24 protein-coding genes and 1 pseudogene are annotated in these 24,838 nt (G+C 72.9%); 15 read left to right on the top strand and 10 right to left on the bottom strand.

The annotated features are described in order from the left end of the window. Positions 1 to 130: 130 nt before the first annotated feature. Positions 131 to 737: pseudogene (locus MMF93_RS10820) on the top strand (LysR family transcriptional regulator); the annotation flags it as partial. A 327-nt stretch (positions 738 to 1,064) separates the two neighbouring features. Here the strand turns inward: MMF93_RS10820 and MMF93_RS10825 are convergent. After that, complete coding sequence (locus tag MMF93_RS10825) at positions 1,065 to 1,355, bottom strand: hypothetical protein (RefSeq protein WP_242757891.1); 291 nt, start codon at positions 1,353 to 1,355, stop codon at positions 1,065 to 1,067. On the opposite strand from MMF93_RS10825, the gene MMF93_RS10830 reads away from it, so the two are divergent. From MMF93_RS10830 to MMF93_RS10870, 9 genes are all read left to right on the top strand, one after another. Then, positions 1,272 to 2,510: a carbohydrate kinase family protein gene (locus MMF93_RS10830; RefSeq protein ID WP_423835396.1), complete on the top strand. Its 1,239-nt coding sequence runs from the start codon at positions 1,272 to 1,274 to the stop codon at positions 2,508 to 2,510. The genes MMF93_RS10825 and MMF93_RS10830 overlap by 84 nt on opposite strands. A 263-nt stretch (positions 2,511 to 2,773) precedes the next feature. Next, entirely contained in the window at positions 2,774 to 3,838 is a 1,065-nt protein-coding gene (locus tag MMF93_RS10835) for a PhoH family protein (protein ID WP_242751052.1), read from the top strand. 12 nt (positions 3,839 to 3,850) lie between these two features. Beyond that, entirely contained in the window at positions 3,851 to 4,351 is a 501-nt protein-coding gene (gene ybeY / locus MMF93_RS10840) for an rRNA maturation RNase YbeY (RefSeq protein WP_114021925.1), read from the top strand. After that, the gene (locus MMF93_RS10845) at positions 4,348 to 5,685 is read left to right on the top strand and encodes a hemolysin family protein (protein WP_242751055.1); all 1,338 of its coding nucleotides are present in this window, start codon (positions 4,348 to 4,350) and stop codon (positions 5,683 to 5,685) included. The genes ybeY and MMF93_RS10845 overlap by 4 nt, the downstream gene beginning before the upstream one ends. Before the next feature lie 90 nt (positions 5,686 to 5,775). Beyond that, entirely contained in the window at positions 5,776 to 6,138 is a 363-nt protein-coding gene (locus MMF93_RS10850; protein WP_242751057.1) for an MmcQ/YjbR family DNA-binding protein, read from the top strand. A 175-nt stretch (positions 6,139 to 6,313) separates the two neighbouring features. After that, on the top strand, positions 6,314 to 7,078 hold the full coding sequence (locus tag MMF93_RS10855; RefSeq protein ID WP_242751059.1) for a hypothetical protein: 765 nt from the start codon (positions 6,314 to 6,316) through the stop codon (positions 7,076 to 7,078). Between the two features lie 280 nt (positions 7,079 to 7,358). After that, positions 7,359 to 7,733, top strand: a complete 375-nt coding sequence (locus tag MMF93_RS10860) for a cytidine deaminase (protein WP_242757466.1) — start codon at positions 7,359 to 7,361, stop codon at positions 7,731 to 7,733. Between the two features lie 66 nt (positions 7,734 to 7,799). After that, on the top strand, positions 7,800 to 8,771 hold the full coding sequence (gene era / locus MMF93_RS10865) for a GTPase Era (RefSeq protein WP_242751060.1): 972 nt from the start codon (positions 7,800 to 7,802) through the stop codon (positions 8,769 to 8,771). A gap of 96 nt (positions 8,772 to 8,867) precedes the next feature. Then, positions 8,868 to 9,869, top strand: coding sequence for a pyridoxal-phosphate dependent enzyme (locus tag MMF93_RS10870; RefSeq protein ID WP_242751062.1), 1,002 nt, complete (start codon positions 8,868 to 8,870; stop codon positions 9,867 to 9,869). Positions 9,870 to 10,025: 156 nt separating this feature from the next. Here MMF93_RS10870 and MMF93_RS10875 read toward each other — a convergent pair whose 3' ends face one another. The 7 genes from MMF93_RS10875 to hrcA form a co-directional block, all read right to left on the bottom strand. After that, positions 10,026 to 10,994 (bottom strand): hypothetical protein, encoded by a 969-nt coding sequence (locus MMF93_RS10875; RefSeq protein ID WP_242751064.1) that lies wholly within the window; start codon positions 10,992 to 10,994, stop codon positions 10,026 to 10,028. A gap of 235 nt (positions 10,995 to 11,229) precedes the next feature. After that, positions 11,230 to 12,150, bottom strand: coding sequence for a ribonuclease Z (locus MMF93_RS10880; protein WP_242751065.1), 921 nt, complete (start codon positions 12,148 to 12,150; stop codon positions 11,230 to 11,232). A gap of 46 nt (positions 12,151 to 12,196) precedes the next feature. Then, a complete protein-coding gene (locus tag MMF93_RS10885) occupies positions 12,197 to 12,583 on the bottom strand; it encodes a histidine triad nucleotide-binding protein (protein WP_242751067.1) in 387 nt (128 codons plus the stop codon). Between the two features lie 116 nt (positions 12,584 to 12,699). Then, positions 12,700 to 13,437 carry a 16S rRNA (uracil(1498)-N(3))-methyltransferase gene (locus MMF93_RS10890; protein ID WP_242751070.1) on the bottom strand — a complete coding sequence of 246 codons (738 nt, stop codon included), beginning with the start codon at positions 13,435 to 13,437 and terminating at the stop codon, positions 12,700 to 12,702. Then, complete coding sequence (locus MMF93_RS10895) at positions 13,434 to 14,525, bottom strand: nitronate monooxygenase (RefSeq protein WP_242751072.1); 1,092 nt, start codon at positions 14,523 to 14,525, stop codon at positions 13,434 to 13,436. The genes MMF93_RS10890 and MMF93_RS10895 overlap by 4 nt, the downstream gene beginning before the upstream one ends. A gap of 135 nt (positions 14,526 to 14,660) precedes the next feature. Then, a complete protein-coding gene (dnaJ, locus tag MMF93_RS10900) occupies positions 14,661 to 15,791 on the bottom strand; it encodes a molecular chaperone DnaJ (RefSeq protein ID WP_242751075.1) in 1,131 nt (376 codons plus the stop codon). A 1-nt stretch (position 15,792) separates the two neighbouring features. Next, positions 15,793 to 16,809, bottom strand: coding sequence for a heat-inducible transcriptional repressor HrcA (gene hrcA, locus MMF93_RS10905; protein WP_114018276.1), 1,017 nt, complete (start codon positions 16,807 to 16,809; stop codon positions 15,793 to 15,795). Between the two features lie 313 nt (positions 16,810 to 17,122). On the opposite strand from hrcA, the gene MMF93_RS10910 reads away from it, so the two are divergent. From MMF93_RS10910 to hemW, 4 genes are all read left to right on the top strand, one after another. Next, positions 17,123 to 17,842, top strand: a complete 720-nt coding sequence (locus MMF93_RS10910) for an MBL fold metallo-hydrolase (RefSeq protein ID WP_242757468.1) — start codon at positions 17,123 to 17,125, stop codon at positions 17,840 to 17,842. Between the two features lie 100 nt (positions 17,843 to 17,942). Next, positions 17,943 to 18,803: a DUF3097 domain-containing protein gene (locus MMF93_RS10915; RefSeq protein WP_242751077.1), complete on the top strand. Its 861-nt coding sequence runs from the start codon at positions 17,943 to 17,945 to the stop codon at positions 18,801 to 18,803. Positions 18,804 to 18,978: 175 nt separating this feature from the next. Continuing rightward, on the top strand, positions 18,979 to 19,317 hold the full coding sequence (locus MMF93_RS10920) for an SCO4225 family membrane protein (RefSeq protein ID WP_242751080.1): 339 nt from the start codon (positions 18,979 to 18,981) through the stop codon (positions 19,315 to 19,317). Between the two features lie 82 nt (positions 19,318 to 19,399). Beyond that, a complete protein-coding gene (hemW, locus tag MMF93_RS10925; RefSeq protein ID WP_242751082.1) occupies positions 19,400 to 20,623 on the top strand; it encodes a radical SAM family heme chaperone HemW in 1,224 nt (407 codons plus the stop codon). 49 nt (positions 20,624 to 20,672) lie between these two features. Here the strand turns inward: hemW and MMF93_RS10930 are convergent, their stop codons facing one another. After that, positions 20,673 to 21,995 carry a PP2C family protein-serine/threonine phosphatase gene (locus MMF93_RS10930; protein ID WP_423835397.1) on the bottom strand — a complete coding sequence of 441 codons (1,323 nt, stop codon included), beginning with the start codon at positions 21,993 to 21,995 and terminating at the stop codon, positions 20,673 to 20,675. Between the two features lie 243 nt (positions 21,996 to 22,238). Between MMF93_RS10930 and MMF93_RS10935 the strand changes: the two genes are divergently transcribed. Then, complete coding sequence (locus tag MMF93_RS10935; protein ID WP_242751085.1) at positions 22,239 to 22,832, top strand: response regulator; 594 nt, start codon at positions 22,239 to 22,241, stop codon at positions 22,830 to 22,832. A gap of 88 nt (positions 22,833 to 22,920) precedes the next feature. Here the strand turns inward: MMF93_RS10935 and MMF93_RS10940 are convergent, their stop codons facing one another. Continuing rightward, a complete protein-coding gene (locus MMF93_RS10940; RefSeq protein ID WP_242751087.1) occupies positions 22,921 to 24,813 on the bottom strand; it encodes an AMP-dependent synthetase/ligase in 1,893 nt (630 codons plus the stop codon). Between the last annotated feature and the right edge of the window lie 25 nt (positions 24,814 to 24,838).

Below are 24,838 nucleotides of genomic sequence, written 5' to 3' on the forward strand. Positions count from 1 at the left end.
CCCTGGAGGTCCCACCCGAACAAACCGACGTTGACCGATGAGAGATAAGCGGGCAGGACAACAGCAGGTCAAACAACCAACTGCCGGCAATGCACAACACTCAGCTGTTCACCACGGTGGGTCGGCGTGGATCTCTGAGCAATTACGTACCTTCGTCGCCGTCGCCGTCGCGGAAGCGGGCCAGCTCCAGAAAGCCGCCGCCGACCTGTCGCTCACCCAGCAGGCCGTCTCCCGACGCATCGCCGCGCTGGAGCGCACCCTCGGCACGCGGTTGGTTCACCCTTGCCGCACGCGGCGCTGAGCCCACCACCGATGGTCAGGCGTTCCTGCCCCACGCACGCGAGCTGCTGCGCGTCGCCAAGCGTGCGGGCGCGTCCGCGCGCCCCGGCCACCGTCCGCTGCGTGTCGACGTGATCGCCTCGCGCAGCGCGCAGTCGAACCTGATGCGCGGTTTCCACCGCGCACACCCCGAGATCGACCTCGACGTGATGAAAATGTTCGACAGCCAAACGGCCGTCACCGCCATTCTCTCAGGTGCGATCGACGCGACCTTCCGCGCCGTCGCCGCGCCCGGCCGGCCTCTTCCCGAGGACATCGCCTCCGTCCGGGTCCTCGACGAGCCGCTCCAACTCCTCACCGGCCCCGCCCACGCACTGGCAGGCTCCCCGTCCGTGACCGTGGCCCAGCTCACCGGGCACCGGATCTGGATGCCCGGCCTCGCCGCCGGTACCGAGTGGCCGGGCACCCCAGCGACTGGGCTGGAGCAGCGCGTGGCCCAGGGTGCGCGCGGACCGGTGTTCTGGGGGATTCGTCCCGCGCCGGGGCGTCGGCGCGGGTACGCAGGCACTATCGTCGATGGCACGCTGCGGCGGGCGTACCGCGCGGCGACGGGCGTTCGGCGCCTTGCGGCGTTCTGCTTCGTGGCGGGCGCTTCCCGCCACGACGGGCGGCCCGGCCCGTGGCGGGCGTTCCGCGCCATGGCGGAACGCGCACGGTGAGTTGACGGAGAAGGCACGGTGAGCACGGTGAGCACGCGCAGGAGCCCCGAGTCCGGCCCGTCGGCATCAGGCGGCCACGACCGGCCGCCGCTGCCCGGACAGCCGGGCTCTGGCATCCCGCACCCGGCCCCGACGCGAGCGGACGCGGCCCGGCCTGAGCAGCCGGCTCCCGGCGACGGGCAACCGGTGCCCGGTGACGGGCAAGGCGGCGGGCAACCGGCGCCCGGCGACGGGCAACCGGCGCCCGGCGGCGGGCAAGGCGGCGGGCAACCGGTGCCCGGCGATGGGCAGGTGCCGCCGTGCGGTGAGCAGCCGCCGGCGCACGGCGCGGGGGCGGTCGGGGGCGGGCTCGCGCATCCGTGGCAGGCGCCCCGGGCCGCGCTCTCGCGGCCGTTGCTCGATCCGCTGGCCGCGGTGCGCGCGCCGGACGGGCCTTCCCGGGACGTGTATCTGACCGGGACCGTCTTCCTCGACATCATCTTCACCGGGCTCGACTCGGCTCCGGTGCGCGGCACCGAGTCCTGGGCGCGAGGCATGGGTTCCTCGCCCGGCGGCATCGCCAACATGGCCACCGCGCTCGCCCGGCTGGGGCTGCGCACCTCGCTCGCGGCGGCGTTCGGCGACGACATGTACGGCGACTACTGCCGGGAGGAGCTGGAGTCCGGGGAGGGCATCGACCTGTCGCTGTCCCACACGGTGCCCGGCTGGCACTCGCCCGTCACCGTCTCGATGGCCTACGAGGGCGAGCGGACGATGATCTCGCACGGGCACGAGGCGCCGCCGCGGAAGGCGGGGTCCTTCGAGGGCGCGGGGGCGCACGGCGGGGCGTACGACCCGGAGGCGCCGGAGTGCCCGCCGCCCTCCACCGCGTGTGTGTCGTCGCTGGTCCCTGGCCGCGCCCAGGAGTGGATCGCGGCGGCGGCGCGGCGCGGGAGCCGGATCTTCGCGGACGTCGGCTGGGACGAGACCGGCCGCTGGGACCTCGCGGCGCTGGCCGAGCTGCCCCACTGCGAGGCGTTCCTGCCGAACGCGGTCGAGGCGATGCGCTACACGGGCACCGAGTGTCCGCGCGCCGCCGCGCACGCTCTCGCGGAGTACGTGCCGCTCGCGGTGGTCACGCTGGGCTCCGAGGGGGCCTACGCCGTCGACGCCCGTACCGGTGAGGCGGCCCACGTGCCCGGGGTGGCCGTGGAGGCGCTGGACACGACCGGCGCGGGGGACGTCTTCGTCGCCGGTTTCGTCACCGGCAGCCTGGCGGGCTGGCCGCTCGCCGAGCGGCTCGCCTTCGCGGGGCTGACCGCCGCGCTGTCCGTACAGGAGTTCGGCGGTTCGCTGTCGGCGCCCGGCTGGCCCGAGATCGCCGCCTGGTGGCGCGGAGTGGGCGCGCACGGGCCGCACCGCACGCGCTACGCCTTCCTCGAGCGGATCCTGGCGGGGTGCGCGGCGTCGGCTCCGCCACGGCGGGCGGTCCCCACGCTGGGTTTCCGGCCACCGGAGCAGCCCCCGTCCTGACCCGGCCCGGCGCACGGCCCCGCCCGGCCCAGGACGTACGCGCCCCCGAAGCCGCGGGGACAGCGGCGGTCAGGGCGCGACGACGTACGGGTGCGGCGGACCGGTCCGCCGCACCCGTACGCACCGGGCACGCCGGCGGCACCCGGCGCTGCCCGCTCTCGCCCTCGGCAAAACCGGTGAGCCCCACGGGAGGGGCGTCGTACCCTGGAAGCCGTAGCAACAACGGCGCAGAGAGGGAGATGAGCAGGCCCCAGAGGCCGCCCATGACGCAGACAACACCATCCCAGGCCGGATCCGGGCAGGAAACAGCCCGCTTCACCGTGCCTCCCAAGCACCCGATGGTCACGGTGCTGGGCTCCGGAGACTCCCTGCTGCGCGTCATCGAGGACGCGTTTCCCGACACGGACATCCACGTCCGGGGGAACGAGATCAGCGCGACCGGCGACCCGGCGGAGGTGGCGCTCGTCCAGCGCCTCTTCGACGAGATGATGCTGGTGCTGCGCACCGGCCAGCCGATGACGGAGGACGCGGTGGAGCGCTCCATCTCCATGCTCCGCGCACAGGAGAACGGCACGGGGGGCGCCGAGGAGACGCCCGCCGAGGTGCTCACCCAGAACATCCTCTCCAACCGCGGCCGCACGATCCGCCCCAAGACGCTCAACCAGAAGCGGTACGTGGACGCGATCGACACGCACACGGTCGTCTTCGGCATCGGCCCGGCCGGCACGGGCAAGACGTATCTGGCGATGGCCAAGGCGGTGCAGGCGCTCCAAGCCAAGCAGGTCACCCGGATCATCCTGACGCGCCCTGCCGTGGAGGCGGGAGAGCGGCTCGGCTACCTGCCGGGCACGCTCTACGAGAAGATCGACCCGTATCTGCGGCCGCTGTACGACGCGCTGCACGACATGCTGGATCCGGACTCGATCCCCCGGCTGATGGCGGCGGGCACCATCGAGGTGGCTCCGCTGGCCTACATGCGGGGCAGGACGCTCAACGACGCGTTCATCATCCTGGACGAGGCGCAGAACACGAACCCCGAGCAGATGAAGATGTTCCTCACCCGGCTCGGTTTCGACTCCAAGATAGTGATCACCGGTGATGTGACCCAGGTGGATCTGCCCGGCGGTACGAAGAGCGGGCTGCGCCAGGTGCGGGAGATCCTGGAGGGCGTCGAAGACGTCCACTTCTCGCAGCTGACCAGCACCGACGTGGTCCGGCACAAGCTGGTGGGCCGTATCGTCGACGCGTACGAGCGCTACGACAGCGCCCGCGAGGTCCAGGGTGAGGGCGAAGCCCCGCCCAGGCGGAACAACGGCAAGAGGAAGTAGTCGACACCCACCATGTCGATCGACGTCAACAACGAGTCAGGGCACCAGGTCGACGAGCAGGCACTGCTCGACATCGCCCGTTACGCGCTGGCCCGGATGCGCATCCATCCGCTCTCGGAGCTGTCGGTCATCTGCGTCGACCCCGAGACGATCGAGCAGCTGCACCTCCAGTGGATGGACCTGCCGGGGCCCACGGACGTGATGTCGTTCCCGATGGACGAGCTGCGCCCGCCCTCCAGGGACGAGGAGGAGCCCCCGCAGGGACTCCTCGGGGACATCGTGCTGTGCCCCCAGGTCGCGACCAAGCAGGGCGCGGACGCGCCGACCAAGCACTCCATGGACGAGGAGCTCCAGTTGCTCACCGTGCACGGGGTGCTGCACCTGCTGGGCTACGACCACGAGGAGCCCGCCGAGCGGGCCGAGATGTTCGGCCTCCAGTCCGCGATCGTCGACGGCTGGCGCGCCGAGCAGGGCCTGACCGGACCGTCTCCCGCCCCCACCACCACCTCGTGAGCACGCCGCTGATCGCAGCCGTCGTGCTGCTGGTGATCGTGGCCTGGCTCGCCGCGTGCGCCGAGACGGGCCTGGCCCGTACGACCAGCTACCGCGCCGAGGAGGCGGTCCGCCAGGGGCGGCGCGGCAGCGACAAGCTGGCGGCCGTGGCCGCCGACCCGACCCGCTACCTCAACCTCGCCCTGCTGCTGCGGGTGGCGTGCGAGGTGGCGGCCGGGTCGCTGGTCACGTACGCGTGCCTGCGGGCCATCGACGGCACCTGGCAGGCGCTGGCCGTCGCGATAGGGGTCATGGTCTTCGCCTCCTACGTGGCGATCGGCGTCTCGCCCCGCACCATCGGCCGCCAGCACCCTCTCAACACGGCGACGGCCTCCGCCTTCGTACTGCTCCCGCTGGCCCGCATCCTGGGCCCCGTGCCGCAGTTGCTGATCCTGCTGGGCAACGCGCTGACGCCGGGCAAGGGGTTCCGCAAGGGCCCGTTCGCCAGCGAGGCGGAGCTGCGCGCGATGGTCGACCTCGCCGAGCAGGAGTCGCTGATCGAGGCGGAGGAGCGGAAGATGGTGCACTCCGTCTTCCAGCTCGGCGACCGGCTGGTGCGCGAGGTGATGGTGCCGCGTACCGACCTGATCACCATCGAGCGGTTCAAGACGATCCGCCAGGCGCTGACGCTGGCGCTGCGCTCCGGCTTCTCGCGGATCCCCGTGGTGGGCGAGAACGAGGACGACGTCGTGGGCATCGTCTACCTCAAGGACCTGGCGCGGAAGGTGCACATCAGCCGCGACGCGGAGAGCGAGCTGGTCTCGACCGCGATGCGCCCGGCCACGTTCGTGCCCGACACCAAGAACGCCGGTGACCTGCTGCGCGAGATGCAGCAGGACCGGATCCACGTGTCCGTCGTCATCGACGAGTACGGCAGCACGGCGGGCGTCGTGACCATCGAGGACATCCTGGAGGAGATCGTCGGGGAGATCACCGACGAGTACGACCGCGAGCTGCCGCCCGTCGAGGACCTGGGCGAGGGCCGCTACCGCGTCACCGCGCGTCTCGACATCGCCGATCTGGGCGAGCTGTACGGGCTCACCGGCTGGGACGACGAGGACGTGGAGACGGTCGGTGGGCTGCTGGCCAAGTCGCTGGGCCGGGTCCCGATCGCCGGGGCCGCCACCGTCGTGGACGTCACCGAGGACCACTCGGATCCGACACTGACGGGGCTGCGGCTGACGGCCGAGTCCCCGGCCGGGCGCCGCAACAAGATCGTGACGGTGCTGGTCGAGGCGGTGCGCGAGCCCGTGACGACCGACGGCGAGCAGAGCACGGCCGTCGGCGAGGGCTGAGGCGCCGGCGGGAGCCCTCTCCCGCCGGCCTCCCGCCGGTGCTGTGACCGCTCCCGCCGCGTTGTCGTACCCCGTCCCTAGGCTTGTTCCATGACGCCGGAGGAGCTCAGAGCCTGCTGTCTGGGACAGAACGACGCGTGGGAGGACTTCCCGTTCCCCGCGAACCCAGGGCTGTCCACGTTCAAGGTCAAGGGGCGGATCTTCGCCTTCAGTTCGCTGGACGAAGCGCCACTGCGGGTCAGCCTCAAGTGCGAGCCTGAGATCGCGCTCCGGCTGCGCGAGACGTATCCGGCGGTGCGGCCCGGCTGGCACCTCAACAAGCGGCACTGGAACACGGTCACGCTCGACGGCAGCCTGCCGGACCGCGCGGTACGCGAGATGGTCGAGGACTCCTGGGACCTGGTGGTCGCCGGGCTGCCCCGCTGGGAGCGGCTGCGGCTCGGCGGCAGCTGACCGCCCGCCCGTCGCCCGTTCGGCGCAGGTGGGGTGGTGGCCGGCGCGGGCAGCTGGTGCGGTGGGGGGAACCCTCGTCGAAAGGCCTCCCGCCATGCCGCGTCCTCGCCCCTCGTGCCGCCGTGCCCCGCTCGGCGGTGCCCGGCACCGCCGCCGTGCCCCGCTCGTCGGTGTCGTGTCCGCCGCCGTCCTGTTGTCCGTCGCCGGATGCGGTGGCGACAGCGAGTCCAACTCCGGCGGGGACTCGCCCTCGCCCTCGAAGTCCGACGCGACTCCCACGGGCTCGCCCTCGAAGGCGGAGGGCCCGCTCAGCGAAGAGCAGGCGCGCGCGGCGCTGGTGGTCGAGCAGAACCTGCCGGCGGGGTGGAAGAGCGCGGATCTGGACGACACCACGGCGGCGGGTGACGCGCCCGACGATCTGAGCACCAAGGACCGCAACTGCAAGAAGCTGATGGACGCGCTCGGCGGCGATCTGGACAAGCACGAGGCACGGACCGACGCGTCGCGCGACTACAGCAAGTCGGCGAGCGGCCCTTACCTGTCCAGCGAGATCGCCTCCTACGACGCCACCCGCGACGCGAAGCGGGCGTTGAGCACCTTCAAGAGCGTGCGGGACAGCTGCAAGAAGGTCACCACCCGCAACAACGCGACCACCGTCGAGTGGAAGGTCTCCGAACTGAAGCCGAAGACCGGCGCGGACAGCGCGGGCGCCCGCCTGCGGGGCAGCGCCAAGGGCGGTTCGGCGGACGGGAAACAGCTCACGCTGGACCTCGTCCTCACCCGCGCGGAGCGGTCCACCACCGGTCTCGCCCTGCTGACCACGGGCAAGGGCGACACCGGGATGACCACCGAGGTGGCCAAGGAGGCGGCCAAGCGCCTCAAGGCGGTCACCAAGGGCCGGACGCCCACTCCGACGGTGCCGCCGGAGCAGGACGACTGATCCCCAGGCCCAGTGCTCTGGCCCCTGTCCCCCTGCCGGGGGCCATCCGGGGGCGGCCCACCGTCAGGGCGACGTGTGCCGGCCGGGCCGGCGGCTCAAGGAGCTGGACCACCCGGTGCTCGGCGCCCTGCACTTCGAGACGACGACGCTCCAGGTGCCGGCCCGCCCCGACCTGCACCTGATCCCGCACAACCCCGTGGCCGGCACCGGGTCGGCGCCCAGGGCACGAGCCGGCCGCCGGGTCGCGGGGCGCCCTCTCGCGGGCGCTCGCGCACCGCATATGCTCGCCGTCATGAGTGACCTGAGCAGCACGGACGGGCTCGACCCGGAAGACCGCAAGATCCTCACGCTGGCACGCAGCGCCCGCGCACGCAACGCCGTCCCCGAGGGTGCCGCCGTACGGGACGAGACCGGCCGCACCTATGTGGCGGGCTCCGTCGCGCTGCCCTCGCTCCAGCTGTCGGCGCTGCGCACCGCCGTGGCCATGGCCGTGGCCTCGGGCGCGAAGTCGCTGGAGGCGGCGGCCGTCGTCGCGGACGCCGAGCGGGTGCCGGACGAGGACCTGGCGACCGTACGCGACCTGGGCGGCCCCGCCACACCGGTGCTCCTGGCCGGTCCGGACGGCACGCTCCGGGCGACCGTGACGGCGGGCTGAGCCCCGCGCCCTGACGCCCGGAGTCGGCGTGCGGGCCCGTACCGGCCATCGGGGACAATGGAGCGCATGAACGCTTCCTCCACCGCCCCCGGTGCCGCCGCAGGCAACGATCCGGACGCGGCCGAGTACCGCTCGGGCTTCGCCTGCTTCGTCGGCCGCCCGAACGCGGGCAAGTCGACGCTGACCAACGCGCTGGTGGGCACGAAGGTCGCGATCACCTCCACCAGGCCGCAGACCACCCGGCACACGGTGCGCGGCATCGTGCACAGGTCCGACGCGCAGCTCGTCCTGGTGGACACCCCCGGGCTGCACAAGCCGCGCACGCTGCTGGGCGAGCGCCTCAACGACGTGGTGCGCACCACCTGGGCCGAGGTCGACGTCATCGGCTTCTGCGTCCCGGCCGACCAGAAGATCGGTCCGGGTGACCGGTTCATCGCCGGTGAGCTGGCCGAGGTGCGGAAGAAGACACCGAAGGTCGCCGTCGTCACCAAGACCGACCTGGTGACGAACGAGGCTCTCGCCGAGCAGCTGATGGCCGTCGACCAGCTCGGCAAGGAGCTGGGCATCGAGTGGGCCGAGATCGTCCCGGTCTCCGGCACCGCGGGCACCCAGGTGGAGCTGCTGGCCGACCTGCTGGTGCCGCTGCTGCCCGAGGGCCCGCCGCTGTACCCGGACGGCGACCTGACGGACGAGCCGGAGCAGGTCATGGTGGCCGAGCTGATCCGCGAGGCCGCGCTCGAAGGCGTCCGTGACGAACTGCCGCACTCGATCGCCGTGGTGGTGGAGGAGATGGTGCCCCGCGAGGGCCGCCCGGCGGACCGTCCCCTGCTGGACGTGCACGCCAACATCTTCCTGGAGCGGCCCAGCCAGAAGGGCATCGTCATCGGGCCCAAGGGCAAGCGGCTCAAGGAGGTCGGCTCCACCTCGCGCCGCCACATCGAGGCGCTGCTGGGCACGCCCGTCTACCTCGACTTGCACGTCAAGGTGGCCAAGGACTGGCAACGCGACCCCAAGCAGCTGCGCCGGCTCGGCTTCTGAGGAGCCTTAGCTTGTGAGGAGCCCCGTGCCTGCCGCCCGGCGGCAGGCACGGGCCCTCTCCCGGAGGGTGTCGTACCCCTGGGATACGGTCACAAGGTGACCAAGACCACCGATCCCGTCCTGACGCTGGACGACATCCGGCAGGCGGCCGCCCGCATCGAGGCGGGGGTGCACCGGACGCCCGTCGTGCGCTCCCGCACACTCGACCGGCTGGTCGGGGCCGAGGTGTTCCTCAAGTGCGAGAACCTCCAGCGGGCCGGCGCCTTCAAGTTCCGCGGGGCCTACAACTGGATGACGCAGCTCACCCCGCGCCAGCTGGAGCACGGCGTGGTGGCGTACTCGTCGGGCAACCATGCGCAGGCGGTCGCGCTCGCCGCCCGCGAGTTCGGCACCGGCGCCGTCATCGTCATGCCCGCCGACGCCCCCACCGCCAAGCTGGACGCGACAGCGGGGTACGGAGCGGAGGTCGTCACCTACGACCGCTACACCGAGAGCAGGGAAGCGATCGGCGAGCAGCTCGCCGCCGACCGCGGGCTGACCCTCATCCCGCCCTACGACCACCCGCGCACCATGGCGGGCCAGGGCACCGCGGCCCTGGAGCTGCTGGAGGAGGTGGGCGAGTTGGACGCGCTGCTCGTCCCGGTGGGCGGTGGCGGGCTGGCCGCCGGATGCGCCACCGCCGCCAAGGGGCTGTATCCCGGCATGCGCGTGCTCGGCGTCGAGCCGGAGGCGGGCGACGACACCGCCCGCTCCCTGGCGGCCGGCGAGCGGGTGAGCGTTCGGGTGCCGCACACCATCGCCGACGCCCTGACCGCCACCACGCCCGGCGCCCTGACGTATCCGATCAACCGGCGGCTCCTGGAGAGCGTGCTGCTGGTGAGCGACGACGAGCTGCGCACGGCGATGCGGTTCGTGCTCGAACGGCTCAAGATGCTGGTCGAGCCGGCGGGCGCCTCCGCGCTGGCCGCCCTGCTCGCCGACCGCCTCGACCCCCCGCCCGCGGGGCACACGGAGGGCGCGGGCCCGAGAAGGGTGGGCGTCATCCTTTCGGGCGGCAACATCGGCCTGGAGCGGCTCACCAGCGTCATGACCGGCTGACCCGGGCTGCGGCCAACATCCGAGGAGCCCGCCAGGGCCGACGGGCACCGCCAGGCGGACGTCGCCTGTGGCGCACCACGCCTGTGGCGCACCTCGCCTGTGGCGCGTCGAGCACGAGGAGCCGGGCGAGAGGCGTAGGGGCGCGCCCCCTGCCGACTACGGCACCGGCGATCCACGGTGCAGTGCGTACTGGTCGAGGGAGTCCGGGTCGCCGATCCAGTAGTAGAGGGTGGGCTGTGCCGCGGTGCCGCCGAACTGCCAGCCGATGTCCTCCACGCAGCCGCTGACACTGAGGTCGAGCCGCGGGGTCGCGGACGGCGCATGGCCCCGCGCCCACGTGCCGGAGCCGCTGCACCGCTCGGGTGCGTCTCCGTCGCGCGCCGCCTGCGCGGTATGGACGTCCAGACCGTCGGCGACCGCGGTGCCATCAGCCCGGAGGGTGAGGGTGCCGCCCCGGCCGTCGGTCCACGCGCCGACGAGCTGCGCTGCGGTGAGCCGTGGCGGCTCGTACCTCTGGAGCAGGCCGGTCCCGTAGGCCGCCAGACCACCGACGAGCATCACAGCCGAGAGCGTCAGACCGCAGACGAACACCACCCCGGCCAGCCCGAACCGCGTACCGGTGCGGCGCAGGACGGTCACGGCCCGCGTGCACAGAACGGCGGGGACCAAGCCCAGGAAGACCGCGAGAAGCACCAGCGGAAGCACCGTCCAACTGCCGCCGCGAAGCCCGGTCGGCACCCCGGTGCACACGGCGGCCGCCGTGGCGATCGCCCCGCAGACAGTCAGGCACCAGCCGATCGTCTCCGCCCGCCCGATCCTGCGGGCCGACCAGCGCGACAGCCGCACGACCGGCAGGACGGCCGCCGCCGAGCCGATCAAGCCCGCCAGGCCGAGCGCGGCCGCGGCGACCACGGCCGCGAGGAGATACCCGACGTAGGCGGGGATCCCGGCGGCGACGTAGTGCTCCTCGCGCAAGCCCGCGAGGAAGAAGACGATCAGCGCGAGCGCGCCCTCCGCGGACAGCGTCACGGCCCCCGTCAGCCACGCGGCCGTCCAGCCCGCGCCGCCGACCCGCTCCGCCCCCGCGGGAGCCGCTCCCTGTCTGCCCACCGTCCAGTGCGCCATCCCCCGCCCCTTCCCTCCCACGCCTGCTTCATCATGCACCCACCCGGCAGGGCCGCCGCAGCAGGGATGCCACGCTCGGGATCGGCGAGCTCACGCCGCCACCAGCGGGCCGGGAGCCGCGGGGAACCGGCGGCGGCCGCCGGCGCGAGCTCGCCAGGACGGAGCCCGGGACCGGCGCCGGCCGCCCCGGCGGGGGCGTCATGGCCGGCTGCACCGGCGAGGCCACGGCGGGGGCTCAGCGCCGCTTGGGCACCGGTACCCGCGTCAGGTCCTCCGCCGCGGTCAGCGTCCCCTCGAACCCGGCGGCACGGGCCTCGGCGGCGAACAGCGAGGTGTCCTGGTAGCGCTGCGAGAAGTGCGTCAGCACGAGGTGGCGTACACCGGCGCCGGCGGCCACCCGGCCCGCCTGGTAGGCCGTCAGATGTCCGGAGATCTCGGCGAGTTCCGCGTCGGCGTGCAGGAACGTCGACTCGATGACGAGCATGTCGCAGCCCTGCGCCAGCTCGTACACCCCCTCGCACAGCCGGGTGTCCATCACGAAGGCGAACCGCTGCCCGGCGCGGGGCTCGCTGACCTCCTCCAGGCGCACCCCGCGCAGCTCCCCGCGCCGCTGGAGCAGCCCCACGTCCGGGCCGCTGATGCCCCGCTCGGCGAGTTTCTCCGGCAGCATGCGGCGGGTGTCGGGTTCGGTGAGCCGGTAGCCGAACGCGTCGATACGGTGCGAGAGTTCCCGCGCCTCCAGCGTGAACGGCACCTCGGGCTCGTCCGCACCGCCCGCGATCACGCCGGGCCCTGTGACGGGCGCCTGGCGCAGCGCCACCGTGTCGTGGAACGGCGTGGCGTGGCGCAGGCGGGCGAAGTAGGTCTGTCCGCTCGCCGGGTAGTGGGCACTCACCTCGTGCGGCACCCCGTCGAGGCTCATGTGCTGGATGACGCCCGGCAGGCCGAGTGTGTGGTCGCCGTGGAAGTGGGTGAGGCAGATCCGCGTCAGGTCGTGTGCGGCGACCGACGTGTGCAGCATCTGGCGCTGCGTCCCCTCGCCGGGGTCGAAGAGGATGCCTTCGCCGTCCCACAGGAGTACGTACCCGTTGTGGTTACGCTGCCGCGTGGGCACCTGGCTGGCGGTGCCCAGAACGACCAGTTCACGCACGGACAAGGCGCGTCACCCGGTATCCGGTCCGCATCCGCTCACCGCCGGCCGGTCAGCCGGGCGGCCATTCGAGGCCCCGGCCGCCGAGCACGTGCGCGTGCGTGTGGAAGACCGTCTGCCCGGCTCCCGAACCGGTGTTGAAGACCACGCGGTAGCCGGTGTGGGGCCCGCCGCCCTCGGCCGGGGTGATCTTCTCCAGCGCCGCGACCTCGCCCGCCTCGCGCACCACGTCGGCCATCAGCTGCGGTGCGGCGGCCGCCAGGGAGGCGGCGTCCTGATAGTGCGCCTTGGGGATGACCAGCACGTGCGTGGGGGCCTGCGGGTTGATGTCGCGGAACGCGACGGTGGTCTCCGTCTCCCGCACCAGCGTCGCGGGGACCTCACCCGCGACGATCTTGCAGAACAGGCAGTCCTGCTGCGGTTCTCCGTTGGAAGCCATGCCCGGATGTTACCCGAGGCCGCCGCCTGGCCCTTTCACCGTTTCCGCTGGGTGACCCACCGCCGAGGCGGGGCCGGATCGGGACGCGCCGGGCCTCTCCCCCGGCGGCCGCGCCCTCAGCCCCAGCGTCCTGACCGCGCCAGCACCACCGCCGCCGCGGCCGTCCCCGCCGTGGACGTCCGCAGCACGCTCGGCCCCAGCCTGAACGGCTCGGCACCCGCCTGCGCGAACAGCTCCAGCTCCTCCGGCGCGACCCCGCCCTCGGGCCCGACCACCAGCACGATCCTTCCCGAGGACGGCAGCGGCGCCGTCGCCAGCGGCACCGCGCCCTCCTCGTGCAGCACCCCGGCGAAGTCGGCTTCGGCGAGCAACGCGGCCACCTGGGACGAGGAGACCTGCTCGGCCACCGCGGGGAACCGCAGCCGCCGCGCCTGCTTGCCCGCTTCCCGCGCCGTGCCGCGCCACTTGCCGAGCGCCTTGGCGGCGCGCTCCCCCTTCCACCGGGTGACGGCCCGCGAGGCGGCCCACGGGACGATAGCGTCCACACCCGTCTCCGTCATCGTCTCGACGGCCAACTCGCCCCGGTCGCCCTTGGGCAGGGCCTGGACAACGGTGAGCGCGGGCTGCGGCTCCGGCTCCACACGCACCTCGCGGACGGTGACCTCCAGCCGGTCCTTGCCCTCCACGGCGGTGACGCTGCCGTAGGCACCGGTGCCCGCGCCGTCGGTCAGGACGACCTCTTCGCCAGGACGCAGCCTGCGCACCGAGACGGCGTGCCGCCCCTCGGGCCCGTCGAGCACGACCGTGCCGCGGCTCAGCAGAGCGGTGTCGGCGAGGAAGACGGGAGCGCTCATGCCAGCGCCTCCCGCGCGGCGGCGATCTCGGCGACGAGGACCTCCACGAGCTGCCCCGCGGGCAGCTCGCGCGCGAGCCTGTGTCCCTGCCCTGCCCACAGCGCCATGGCCTGCGGGTCGCCCGCCCGGGCCGCCGCCTTGCGCAGCCCGGCCGTCAGGTAGTGGACCTGCGGATAGGCGGCGGGCGCGTAGGGGCCGTGCTCGCGCAGGAAGCGGTTGACCAGCCCGCGTGCCGCGCGCCCGGAGAAGGCGCGGGTGAACTCGGTCCTGGTGAACGTCGGGTTGGTCATGGCCTGCTTGTGCAGCGGATCGGCGCCGGACTCCGGGGTGACGAGGAAGGCCGTGCCCAACTGGGCGGCCGTGGCGCCGGCCGCCAGCACCGCGGCGATCTGCCCGCCGCGCATCAGCCCGCCTGAGGCGACGAGCGGCAGCCTGACCGCCTCCCTGGCCTGGGCGACGAGACAGAGCAGCCCGACGCCGCCGCTGCCGGGCTCGCGCTGCGGATCATCGCGGTGCGAGCCCAGGTGGCCGCCCGCCTCGATCCCCTGGACGCACACGGCGTCCGCGCCCGCTTCCTGCGCCGCCTGTGCCTCCGCGACGGAGGTCGCCGTCACGAGAGTGCGGGTGCCCGCCTTCGCCAGCCGTTCCAGGTCGGCGGCCGAGGGGCAGCCGAAGGTGAAGGAGACGAGGGGCACCGGATCCTCCAGCAGGACCGCCAGCTTCGCCTCGTAGGCGTCGTCCGTCGTGCCTTCCGTGTCCCCCAGTTCCGTCTCGTACCAGGTGGCCTCGCCGGCGAGCTGTTCACGGTAGACGTCGACAGCGGCGGGGTCCGCGATGCGCGGCTGCGGCAGAAACAGGTTCACGCCGAAGGGGCGGCCCGTGAGCCGACGCGTCTGTTTGATCTGCTCGTACATCGCCTCCGGCGTCTTGTAGCCGGCGGCGAGGAAGCCCAGACCCCCCGCCTCGCTCACGGCCGCGGCCAGCTCGGGGCCCGCGGCCCCGCCGGCCATCGGGGCCTGGATGACGGGGTGCTCAACCAGCTCGGACAGCGAACACGTCGAGGCGTACGAGGGGTACGGGGTGGGCATGACGCCATCCTGTCACGCCCCGCAAGACGGCCTCACAGCCCGTCGCCGCACCCCGCTCGCCCCTTCCCGCGAAGCCCGCGGAGGAACTCACCCCTTCCCGCGAAGCCCGCGAAGGAAGGGGCGCCGCCGCCCGGGTCACCGCCCGTTGAAAGCGTCCTTGAGGCGGGAGAACAGGCCCTGCTGGCCCGGCTGGAACTGGCCCGTGGGCCGCTCCTCACCGCGCAGCTTGGCGAGGCGGCGGAGCAGCTCCTCCTGCTCCGGCTCCAGCTTCGAGGGCGTGGTGACCTCGACGTGGACGATGAGCTGGCCGCGTCCGCCCCCGCGCAGGTGGGTGACGCCGCGCTCGTGGAGCGGGACCGACTGCCCCGACTGGGTGCCGGGACGGATGTCGATCTCCTCCATGCCGTCCAGCGTCTCCAGCGGCACCTTGGTGCCCAGGGCCGCGGCCGTCATGGGGATGGTGACGGTGCAGTGCAGGTCGTCACCGCGCCGCTGGAAGGTCGGATGGGCGTTCTCGTGGATCTCCACGTACAGGTCGCCGGCGGGGCCGCCGCCCGGACCGACCTCGCCCTCACCGGCGAGCTGGATGCGGGTGCCGTTGTCGACACCGGCGGGGATCTTCACCGTCAGGCTGCGCCGCGAGCGGATGCGGCCGTCACCCGCGCACTCGGGACAGGGCGTGGGCACCACGGTGCCGAAGCCCTGGCACTGCGGGCAGGGCCGCGAGGTCATGACCTGCCCCAGGAAGGAGCGGGTGACCTGGGAGACCTCGCCGCGGCCTCGGCACATGTCGCAGGTCTGCGCGGAGGTGCCGGGGGCCGCGCCCTCGCCGCTGCAGGTGTTGCAGACGACGGCGGTGTCGACCTGGATGTCCTTGGTCGTGCCGAAAGCGGACTCGTCCAGATCGATGTCGAGGCGGATCATGGCGTCCTGGCCGCGGCGGGTGCGCGAGCGCGGGCCGCGCTGCGCCGCGGTGCCGAAGAAGGCGTCCATGATGTCGCTGAAGTTGCCGAAGCCGCCGCCGAAGCCGCCCGCTCCGCCGGCCGCGCCGGAGGCCGGGTCTCCGCCCAGGTCGTAGACCTGCTTCTTCTGCGGGTCGGAGAGCACCTCGTAGGCGGTGTTGATCTCCTTGAACCGCTCCTGGGTCTTCGGGTCCGGGTTGACGTCCGGGTGCAGCTCGCGGGCGAGCCTGCGGAAGGCCTTCTTAATCTCGTCCTGCGAGGCGTCGCGCTGCACGCCGAGGACCGCGTAGTAGTCCGTCGCCACCTTATGACTCCGCCAGGATCTGTCCGACGTACCGTGCCACTGCGCGTACAGCTCCCATCGTTCCGGGGTAGTCCATGCGGGTCGGTCCGACCACGCCGAGTTTGGCGACTGCTTCGTCGCCCGAACCGTAGCCGACGGAGACGACCGATGTGGAACTCAGTCCCTCGTGCTGGTTCTCGTGCCCGATTCGTACGGTCATGCCCGAGTCCTTCGCCTCACCGAGCAGCTTGAGGAGGACGACCTGCTCCTCCAGCGCCTCCAGGACCGGGCGGATCGTGAGCGGGAAGTCGTGCCCGAAGCGGGTGAGGTTGGCGGTGCCGCCGATCATCAGCCGCTCCTCGGTCTCCTCGACCAGGGTCTCCAAGAGGGTGGCCAGGACCGTGGAGATGGTGGCGCGGTCGTCGGCGTCGAACGCCTCGGGCAGGTCCTGCACCAGGGAGGGCACCTCGGTGAAGCGCTGCCCGACCACGCGGCTGTTGAGCCGGGCGCGCAGATCGGCCAGCACCGTCTCACCGATCGGCGCCGGGCAGTCGATCAGGCGCTGCTCGACGCGTCCGGTGTCGGTGATCAGCACCAGCATCAGCCGCGCGGGCGCGAGCCCCAGCAGCTCGACGTGGCGCACCGTCGAACGCGTCAGCGAGGGATACTGCACGACGGCGACCTGCCGGGTGAGCTGCGCCAGCAGCCGCACCGTGCGCCCCACCACGTCGTCGAGGTCGACGGCGCCGTCGAGGAAGTTCTGGATCGCGCGCCGCTCCGGCGACGACAGCGGCTTGACGCCGGCGAGCTTGTCGACGAACAGCCGGTACCCCTTGTCCGTGGGGATGCGCCCCGCGCTGGTGTGCGGCTGTGCGATGTAGCCCTCGTCCTCCAGGGCCGCCATGTCGTTGCGCACCGTGGCCGGCGACACCTTCAGGTTGTGCCGTTCCGTGAGGGCCTTCGAGCCCACCGGCTCCTCGGTGCCGACGTAGTCCTGGACGATGGCGCGGAGCACTTCCAGCCGGCGCTCGCTGAGCATGGCGCACACCTCCCGTCCGGCCGCTGGTCCTGGTTCGTTCCCTGGCGGTCATCCCTGGCACTTCGCCTGGCACTCTGCAGGCCGGAGTGCCAAGCCCCTGAGCAAGTGTACGGCCGGTCACCACAGCCGGGGCAAGGGCCGCCTCATCCGCCGCCCCGAACCGTACCCCGGGCGCCGGGAGGGGGCGCCGGCCGCGCACTGCCGTTAGCGTCGTCGTATGCAGGCGCAAGGGGACAGTCGTACGCACACGCCACACATGCCGCACACGGCGCACCCACCGCGGGCCGCGGGCGCGGAAGACGCCGGCGTTCTCATGGGTGGCGACGGCCGGGCCTGGGAGCGGCTCGCGGACGGGGTGGTGCGGCGCAGGCTGCCGGAGTGGGACGCGACGGTGGGCGCCGTCAGCGGCGACGACGGGGCCCTGGTGATCGACACCGGCTCCTCGCTGCGGGAGGGCGCCGGAATCCGGGCCGACGTGACCGCGCTGCTGGGCCGCCGGGTGCGGTGGGCCGCGCTCACGCACCCGCACTTCGACCACGTCTTCGGCACCGCCGTCTTCTCCGGCGCGCAGGTGTACGCGGCGGTCGGTGCCGCCGCGTTCCTCGACCGGCACGGGGAGGCACTGCGGGACGACGCCGTCGCACACGGGTTGCCGGAGGACGAGGCCGCCGAGGCGGCCGACGTCCTGGCGCGCCCGCACCACCCCGTCAGCGGGCAGCTGACCCTCGACCTGGGGGGACGCGAGGTCGTCCTGGTCAACGTGGGTCCGGCGCACACCGAACACGATCTGGCCGTGCTGGTGCCCGGAGACCCCGACGTCGTCTTCTGCGGCGACCTGGTGGAGGAGTCGGACGAACCCCAGGCGGGAGCCGACGCCCACCCCGCCCGCTGGCCCGCGGCGCTCGACCGGCTGCTGGCACTGGGCGGCGAGGAAGCGCTGTACGTACCCGGGCACGGGGCCGTCGTCGACGCGGCGTTCGTGCGGGCGCAACGGGAGGAGCTGGCGCGGCGGTTCGCCGGACCCGATGCGTAGCGGGACACCGCCCGACGCGTAGCGGGACTTCGCCCGACGCATAGCGGGACGCCGCCCGACGCGTAGCGGGACCGGGCCGGGCACATAGCAGAATGTGCCCATGCGCAGCCGTCATGACCGTTACGACAACCCCGACCTGACTCCCCCGTGGAAGCGGAAGCAGCCCGTGCCCGAGGTGGCCGCCGAGCCCGACCTGGTGGTCGAAGAGGTCACCACGGGGTTCTGCGGGGCGGTCGTACGGTGCGAGAAGACCGCCGAGGGGCCGACCGTCACCCTGGAGGACCGCTTCGGCAAGCACCGGGTCTTCCCCATGGCGCCGCGCGGCTTTCTGCTGGAGGGGCGGACCGTCACGCTCGTACGGCCCCGCGCCGCCCCCGCCGCGGCAGCCGCCAGGGGACCGCGGCTGACCGCCTCAGGTTCGGTCGCCGTACCCGGCGCACGGGCCCGGGTGGCGCGCGCCGGACGCCTCTACGTCGAGGGACGGCACGACGCGGAGCTGGTGGAGAAGGTGTGGGGGGACGACCTGCGCATCGAGGGGGTCGTCGTGGAGTACCTGGAGGGCGTCGACGATCTCCCCGCCGTCGTCGAGGCCTTCGCACCCGCACCCGACGCACGGCTCGGGGTGCTCGTGGACCACCTGGTGCCGGGGTCGAAGGAGTCGCGGATCGCGGCGGAGGTGGATGCGCGCAGCGGCGGAAACGTGCTGGTCGTCGGGCACCCTTACATCGACGTCTGGGAGGCCGTGAAACCCGCATGTGTGGGGATCGGCGCGTGGCCGAAGGTCCCCAGGGGGACGGACTGGAAGCTGGGCGTGTGCGCGGGGCTGGGCTGGGAACCGAACACGGGCGCCGCCTGGCAGCGCATCCTGGGCAGCGTGCGCTCCTACAAGGACCTGGAGCCCGCGCTGCTGGGCCGCGTGGAGGAGCTGATCGACTTCGTGACCGCCCCGGAGGACGCCTGAGCGGCGGCCCTCGCGCCCCCCGCGCCCCGCCTCCTGTCCCCCTCACGGCTCGCGTACGCGTACCAGGTGAGTACGCGTACTCATGCCGGGCCGCGCGGGGCCTGCCTACCGTGGCAGAGCACACCGCACACCACAGCGTCGCACTCGCGTGCGACCGGGATCAGGGGGTCTGGTCATGGCAGAGTCCGGGGACACGAAACGCCTCACCACCGCTCGGGGACTGCTGCTCAACCCGGCGTCGCTGGCCTACCTCGCGCTGGTCGTGGCCGCCGTGCTCTTCACCATCGGCGTCAGCCTGTTCGACTCCGGGCCCGACGCCTCGTTCGCCGGGGTGTGGATGTTCTTCGCCACAGCGCCCGTCTCCGTGCTCTTCCTGCCGCTCGTCCCCGACAGCGGCTGGGCCATGGCGCTGCTGATCGGCCTCTCCGCGCTGGTGCAGGCCGCCGCGATCGGCGCCGTCTACCGGGCGCTGCGCGGCCGGCGTCTCACCACGGCGGGGGGCACGGCCGCCTGACCCGCGGGCGTCGTCCCCGCTCCTGACCATTGTCCCCGTTCCCGGACGCAGGGCTTCGTCCGGGAACGGGGACAATGGACAGATGCCCTCCGCACTTCCCGACGGCGAGCCGATGCCCGCAGACGGCTCGCTGCCCCGCCACGCGCTCGACGGCGCGGCCACGCGCCCGCTCGGCTTCTATCTGCACGTGCCGTACTGCGCCACCCGCTGCGGCTACTGCGACTTCAACACCTACACCGCCTCCGAACTCGGCGGAACCAGCCGGGACCGGTACGCGGAGCAGGTCGTCGAGGAGATCCGCCTCGCCCGCCGGGTGCTCGGCGAGGACCCGCGCCCCGTCTCGACGGTGTTCGTCGGCGGCGGCACGCCCACCCTGCTCCCTGCGGCCGAGCTGGGGCGGATGCTGACGGCGATCGACCAGGAGTTCGGACTGGCCGAGGACGCCGAGGTCACCACGGAGGCGAACCCGGAGTCCGTCGACCCGGCGTACCTGGCGCAGCTGCGCGGGGCGGGCTTCAACCGGGTCTCGTTCGGCATGCAGAGCGCCCGCGCGCACGTGCTGCGGGTGCTGGACCGCACCCATACGCCCGGCCGCCCCGAGGAGTGCGTCGCGGAGGCCCGCAAGGCGGGGTTCTCGCACGTCAACCTCGACCTGATCTACGGCACCCCGGGCGAGACGGACGACGACTGGCGGGCCTCGCTGGACGCCGCGCTGGCCGCAGGACCCGACCACGTCTCCGCCTACGCGCTGATCGTCGAGGAGGGCACCAGGCTGGCGCGGCGGATCCGGCGGGGCGAGGTGCCGATGACGGACGACGACGTGCACGCGGACCGCTACCTGATCGCCGAGGAGCGGCTGAGCGCGGCGGGCCTGGAGTGGTACGAGGTCTCCAACTGGGCCGCGGCCGGAAAGACGGCCGCCCGGTGCCGCCACAACGAGCTGTACTGGACGGGGGCCGACTGGTGGGGCGCAGGGCCCGGCGCGCACAGCCACGTCGGCGGAGTGCGCTGGTGGAACGTCAAGCACCCCGCCGGCTACGCGAAGGCCCTCGCCGAGGGCCGCTCGCCCGGCGCGGGCCGCGAGATCCTCGACGCCGAGGACCGGCGCGTCGAACGGATCCTGCTGGAGCTGCGGCTGCGGGACGGCTGTCCCCTGGACCTGCTGGCCCAAGACGGGGCGCAGGCCGCACAGCGGGCATGCGACGACGGCCTGCTGGAGCCGGAACCCTACGCACGGGGACGCGCCGTTCTCACCCTGCGGGGCCGTCTGCTGGCGGACGCCGTGGTGCGGGACCTGGTCGACTGAGCAGCCGCCCGGACGGGCCGGCGGGCGGGGTGCGGGGTGCGGGCCGCGCTCAAGCGGTACGGAGGTCCGTGCGCGCTCGAACGTCGTGTGGGAGCCGCGGTGGCCCGCTCGGCACCTGGAGCACCAGCATGGCCAGATCGTCGGCGGGCAGGTCAGGGGCGAAGGCGTGGACCGCGCGCCGCAGACGCTCGGCGGTGGCGCCCGCGTCCAGGCCCGCGCAGTCCGCGAAGAGGGTGGCCAGCCCGTCGCCGTCGTCGAACAGGTGCCGCCCGCTGCGGCGTTCGGTCACACCGTCGGTGACGCACAGCAGCGTGTCGCCGGGGTGCAGGGTGAAGGACTGGCTGTCGTAGTCCACCTCCTGTGCGACACCGAGCAGCAACTGCGGGAGCGCGGCGGTGCGGACGGCGCCCGAGGCGTCGCGCACCAGCGGCAGCGGATGGCCCGCGCAGGTGAGCGTGCAGTCCACCAGCCCGTCGCGGAAGGCCAGTTCGCCGTAGATGACGGACAGGAACCGTGCCTGCTCCCCCACCTCGCGGTTGAGCCGGTTCAGCGTCTCGGTGACCGAGTAGCCCTCCTTGGCGAGCAGCCGCAGCACGGGGCGGGCCAGACCGGTGACGACGGCGGCCTCGGGGCCGCTGCCGCACACGTCGCCGAGCGCGAAGCGCCAGCGGCCCGACGGCAGCCGCAGCAGATCGTAGAAGTCGCCGCCCGCCCACGCCCCCTCGCCCGCCGGCTCGTAGACGAGCGCGGTGTCCAGGCCCGGGACGTGCACCTCCTCACTGGGCAGCAGCCCTCGCTGGAGGACCTGGCTGATGGTGGCCTGGAGGGTGTAGCGGCGCGCCGAGAGCACGGCGAGAGCCACCCGGCGTGCGAAGTCCTCGACCAGTCCGAGGACTCCGTCGGGAAACCGCGGCACCCCCTCCCGCCCGAGCACCAGCGAACCGAGGGTGCGCCCACCGACCACCAGGTCGCAGCGGACCTCGGCACCGGCAAGCCCGGCGGCGCCGGCCGGTTCCTGGTGCCGGTGCCAGGGGACGGCCCGGCCCGGGAGGGCGCGGGGGGTGCCCAGCGGCGGGTGAAGGGTGAGTTCGGCGCGCAGCGCGGCGATGCGGCCCTCCTGCGCATGCCACACCCGGGCGAGCCGGGGCGGCCGGGGACGCTCCTCGTCCCGCAGCCACACCGCGCACCAGTCGGCGAAGCGGGGCACCATCAACTGCCCGGCGAGCGAGGCGACCTTGTCCTCGTCGGTGTGTCCGGCCAGCAGGTCCGAGGCCTCCGCGAGAAAGGAGAGGGCACCCTGACCCGCCCAACCGCCGCCCTGACCGGCGGCGACCCGCGTGCCGGTCTCCGCCTCCGCCTCCGTGTGCGGCATCGTGCCTCTCCCCCTGGCCCAGCTGCTCCGTCACCGCTCAGCGCGGTGAAGCAAGAGTGACAGAAGGGGCCCGCTCATACGCGTGGAGTCACGGAAAAGGTGGCTGAAAATCCCCTCACCGGGAAGTAAAGCGTCCCCTAACCACCAAGCGCCCCCCGAAGGTTGACACACCGCGACGGCCGGGTACCGTGCTCGCCTTCCACCCGTTCGAGAATCAACCACCGGCGACACCGACGAGGAGCGATGAGCAGGGGATCCACGAGGGGCACCGGCCGCCCACCACACGACGCGGGCGTCCTGCTCGTCGACGACATGGAGGACAACCTCGTCGCGCTGGAAGCCGTGCTCTCGACGTTACACGTCCCGCTGGCGCGTGCGGCGTCCGGCGCGGAGGCGGTGACCGTCCTCGAACGGGAGGAGATCGCGCTCGTCCTGCTCGACGTCGCGATGCCGGGCATGGACGGCTTCGAGACAGCCCGGTGCCTGAAGAGCTCCGACCCGACCAAGGACCTCCCCGTCATCTTCCTGACCGGACCGCACGCCACCCGCGAGTCCGGCCCCTCCTTCCGGGGCTACGCCACCGGGACCGTGGACTACGTGCCCAAGCCGTTCGACCCCTGGGTGCTGCGCACCAAAGTGAGCGTCTTCCTCGACCTCGACCGCAAGAGCCGCCGGCTGTGCCAGTTGCTGACGGAGGAGCAGCACCGGCTGGACGACTTCGCACGCCGGCTCGAGGCGGTCGAAACCCACCTGGCCGACGGCGGCACCGACACCGCGCGGCTCGCCCGCGACGTGAGCCACCTGGCCGACACGCTGAACGAGCTGCGCGGCGTCTGAACGAACTGGGCGGCGTCTGAGCGAGCTGCGCAGCATCTGAACGAGCCGCACGGTGCCGCGCGAACGGTGTGCGAGCGCTGCGGCGGGCTCAGCGCTCGCGGGCGCCCTCGTACATCTCGTCGATCAGGTCGCCGAACTTCTTCTCCACCACCGGGCGCTTCATCTTCAGGCTGGGCGTCAGCTCTCCGTGCTCGATGTCGAGGTCACGCGGGAGGATGCGGAACTTCTTGACCGTCTGCCAGCGCTGCAGGCCGCTGTTCAGCTCCTCGACGTAGCCGTCCACCAGGGCGCGCACCTGCTCGGAGACGACGACCTCCGCGTACGGCTTGCCCTTGAGGTCCTCCTGGTCCGCGGCCCAGGCCATGACGGCGGGCTCGTCCAGCGCGATCAGGGCCGTGCAGAAGTTCCGTCCCGCACCGTGCACCAGGATGTTGGACACGTACGGGCAGACGGCCTTGAACTGGCCCTCCACCTCCGCCGGCGCGATGTACTTGCCGCCCGAGGTCTTGATCAGGTCCTTCTTGCGGTCGGTGATCCGCAGGTAGCCGTCCTCGGACAGCTCGCCGATGTCGCCGGTGTGGAACCAGCCGTCCTCCTCCAGCACCTCGGCGGTCTTGTCCGGCAGGCCGTGGTAGCCCTCCATGATGCCGGGGCCGCGCAGCAGGACCTCGCCGTCGTCCGCGATCCGCACCTCGGTGCCCGGCATCGGCTTGCCGACCGTGCCCGTACGGAAGTTGTCGCTGCGGTTGCAGAAGCTGGCGGCCGACGACTCGGTGAGCCCGTAGCCCTCCAGCACCGGGATACCGGCGCCCGCGAAGAAGTAGCCCAGGTCGGGGGCGAGCGCGGCGGATCCCGACACGCAGCCGACCATGCGGCCGCCGAACGCCTCCCGCAGCTTGCTGTAGACCAGCCGGTCCGCGATGGCGTGCTTGACCCTGAGACCGGCGGGCGCGTCCGGCACACCGGTGCGGCGCTGGTTGTCCTGCGTCGCCTTCGCGTACTCGCGGGCGACCTCGGCCGCCCACAGGAAGATCTTGTACTTCGCCGGCCCGCCGGCCCGCGCCTTCTGGGCGACGCCGTTGTAGACCTTCTCGAAGATCCGCGGCACCGCGCACATCTTCGTCGGCTGCACGACCGGCAGATTGTCGATGATCTTGTCGATCCGGCCGTCCACGGCGACGACGTGGCCCGAGTCGATCTGCACCGAGATCAGCATCTTGCCGAAGACGTGCGCCAGCGGCAGCCACAGGTACTGCACGTCGTCCTGGGTGAGCAGGCCCGCCTGCGGGACCGCCCTGGCCATGTACGACCAGGCGTCCTGCGGCAGCCTTACCCCCTTCGGCCTGCCCGTCGTGCCCGAGGTGTAGATCAGCGTGGCCAGCTGGTCGGCGCGCAGGCCCTCGACCGTCTCGGTGACGGCGCGCGGGTGTTCCTCGCGGTAGGCGGCACCGCGGCGCTCCAGCTCCGCGAAACCGATCACCCAGCCGCTCGCGGCGTCCTCGGCCTCGGGCTCGCCGTCCATCAGCACCACGTGCGCCAGCTCTGGCAGCTCGTCCCGGTGCGCACGGACCTTCGCGAGCTGGGTGGCGTCCTCGGCGATCAGCACACGGCTGGCCGAGTCGGCGAGAATGTAGGCCACCTCGTCGGCGTTCGTGCTGGGGTAGACCGTCGTCGTGGCCGCCCCCGCGCACAGAATCCCCAGGTCGGTCAGGATCCACTCGATCCGGGTACCGGAGGCGATGGCGACCCGCTCCTCGGGGCGCACCCCCAGGTCCATGAGGCCAGCCGCGATGGAGAAGACCCGCTCCGCCGACTCGCGCCAGCTGTAGGAGCGCCACTCGTCGGGTCCCTCGCCCTGCCCCGCGGGACGGATGACGGGGTACCGGTAGGCCTCCGCGTCCGGGGTGGCCTCGACCCGCTCCAGAAAGAGCGTCGCCACGGAAGGCGGCCGGTTCTCGATCAGGGACTGTGTGTCGCTCACGCCATCCTCCGGGACCCGCGTCCTT

Origin of the sequence: Streptomyces tubbatahanensis (assembly GCF_022699385.1) — a bacterium.
Lineage (GTDB): Bacteria > Actinomycetota > Actinomycetes > Streptomycetales > Streptomycetaceae > Streptomyces > Streptomyces diacarni.

Bases quoted from the DNA above. Each gene is read 5' to 3' on its own strand.
- MMF93_RS10825 (WP_242757891.1), bottom strand. From the start codon at position 1,355: ATGCGCGAGCCCGCCCCCGACCGCCCCCGCGCCGTGCGCCGGCGGCTG.
- MMF93_RS10835 (WP_242751052.1), top strand. From the start codon at position 2,774: ATGACGCAGACAACACCATCCCAGGCCGGATCCGGGCAGGAAACAGCC.
- ybeY (WP_114021925.1), top strand. From the start codon at position 3,851: ATGTCGATCGACGTCAACAACGAGTCAGGGCACCAGGTCGACGAGCAG.
- MMF93_RS10850 (WP_242751057.1), top strand. From the start codon at position 5,776: ATGACGCCGGAGGAGCTCAGAGCCTGCTGTCTGGGACAGAACGACGCG.
- MMF93_RS10860 (WP_242757466.1), top strand. From the start codon at position 7,359: ATGCTCGCCGTCATGAGTGACCTGAGCAGCACGGACGGGCTCGACCCG.
- era (WP_242751060.1), top strand. From the start codon at position 7,800: ATGAACGCTTCCTCCACCGCCCCCGGTGCCGCCGCAGGCAACGATCCG.
- MMF93_RS10875 (WP_242751064.1), bottom strand. From the start codon at position 10,994: ATGGCGCACTGGACGGTGGGCAGACAGGGAGCGGCTCCCGCGGGGGCG.
- MMF93_RS10885 (WP_242751067.1), bottom strand. From the start codon at position 12,583: ATGGCTTCCAACGGAGAACCGCAGCAGGACTGCCTGTTCTGCAAGATC.
- MMF93_RS10890 (WP_242751070.1), bottom strand. From the start codon at position 13,437: ATGAGCGCTCCCGTCTTCCTCGCCGACACCGCTCTGCTGAGCCGCGGC.
- MMF93_RS10895 (WP_242751072.1), bottom strand. From the start codon at position 14,525: ATGCCCACCCCGTACCCCTCGTACGCCTCGACGTGTTCGCTGTCCGAG.
- hrcA (WP_114018276.1), bottom strand. From the start codon at position 16,809: ATGCTCAGCGAGCGCCGGCTGGAAGTGCTCCGCGCCATCGTCCAGGAC.
- MMF93_RS10910 (WP_242757468.1), top strand. From the start codon at position 17,123: ATGGGTGGCGACGGCCGGGCCTGGGAGCGGCTCGCGGACGGGGTGGTG.
- MMF93_RS10915 (WP_242751077.1), top strand. From the start codon at position 17,943: ATGCGCAGCCGTCATGACCGTTACGACAACCCCGACCTGACTCCCCCG.
- MMF93_RS10920 (WP_242751080.1), top strand. From the start codon at position 18,979: ATGGCAGAGTCCGGGGACACGAAACGCCTCACCACCGCTCGGGGACTG.
- hemW (WP_242751082.1), top strand. From the start codon at position 19,400: ATGCCCTCCGCACTTCCCGACGGCGAGCCGATGCCCGCAGACGGCTCG.
- MMF93_RS10930 (WP_423835397.1), bottom strand. From the start codon at position 21,995: ATGCCGCACACGGAGGCGGAGGCGGAGACCGGCACGCGGGTCGCCGCC.
- MMF93_RS10935 (WP_242751085.1), top strand. From the start codon at position 22,239: ATGAGCAGGGGATCCACGAGGGGCACCGGCCGCCCACCACACGACGCG.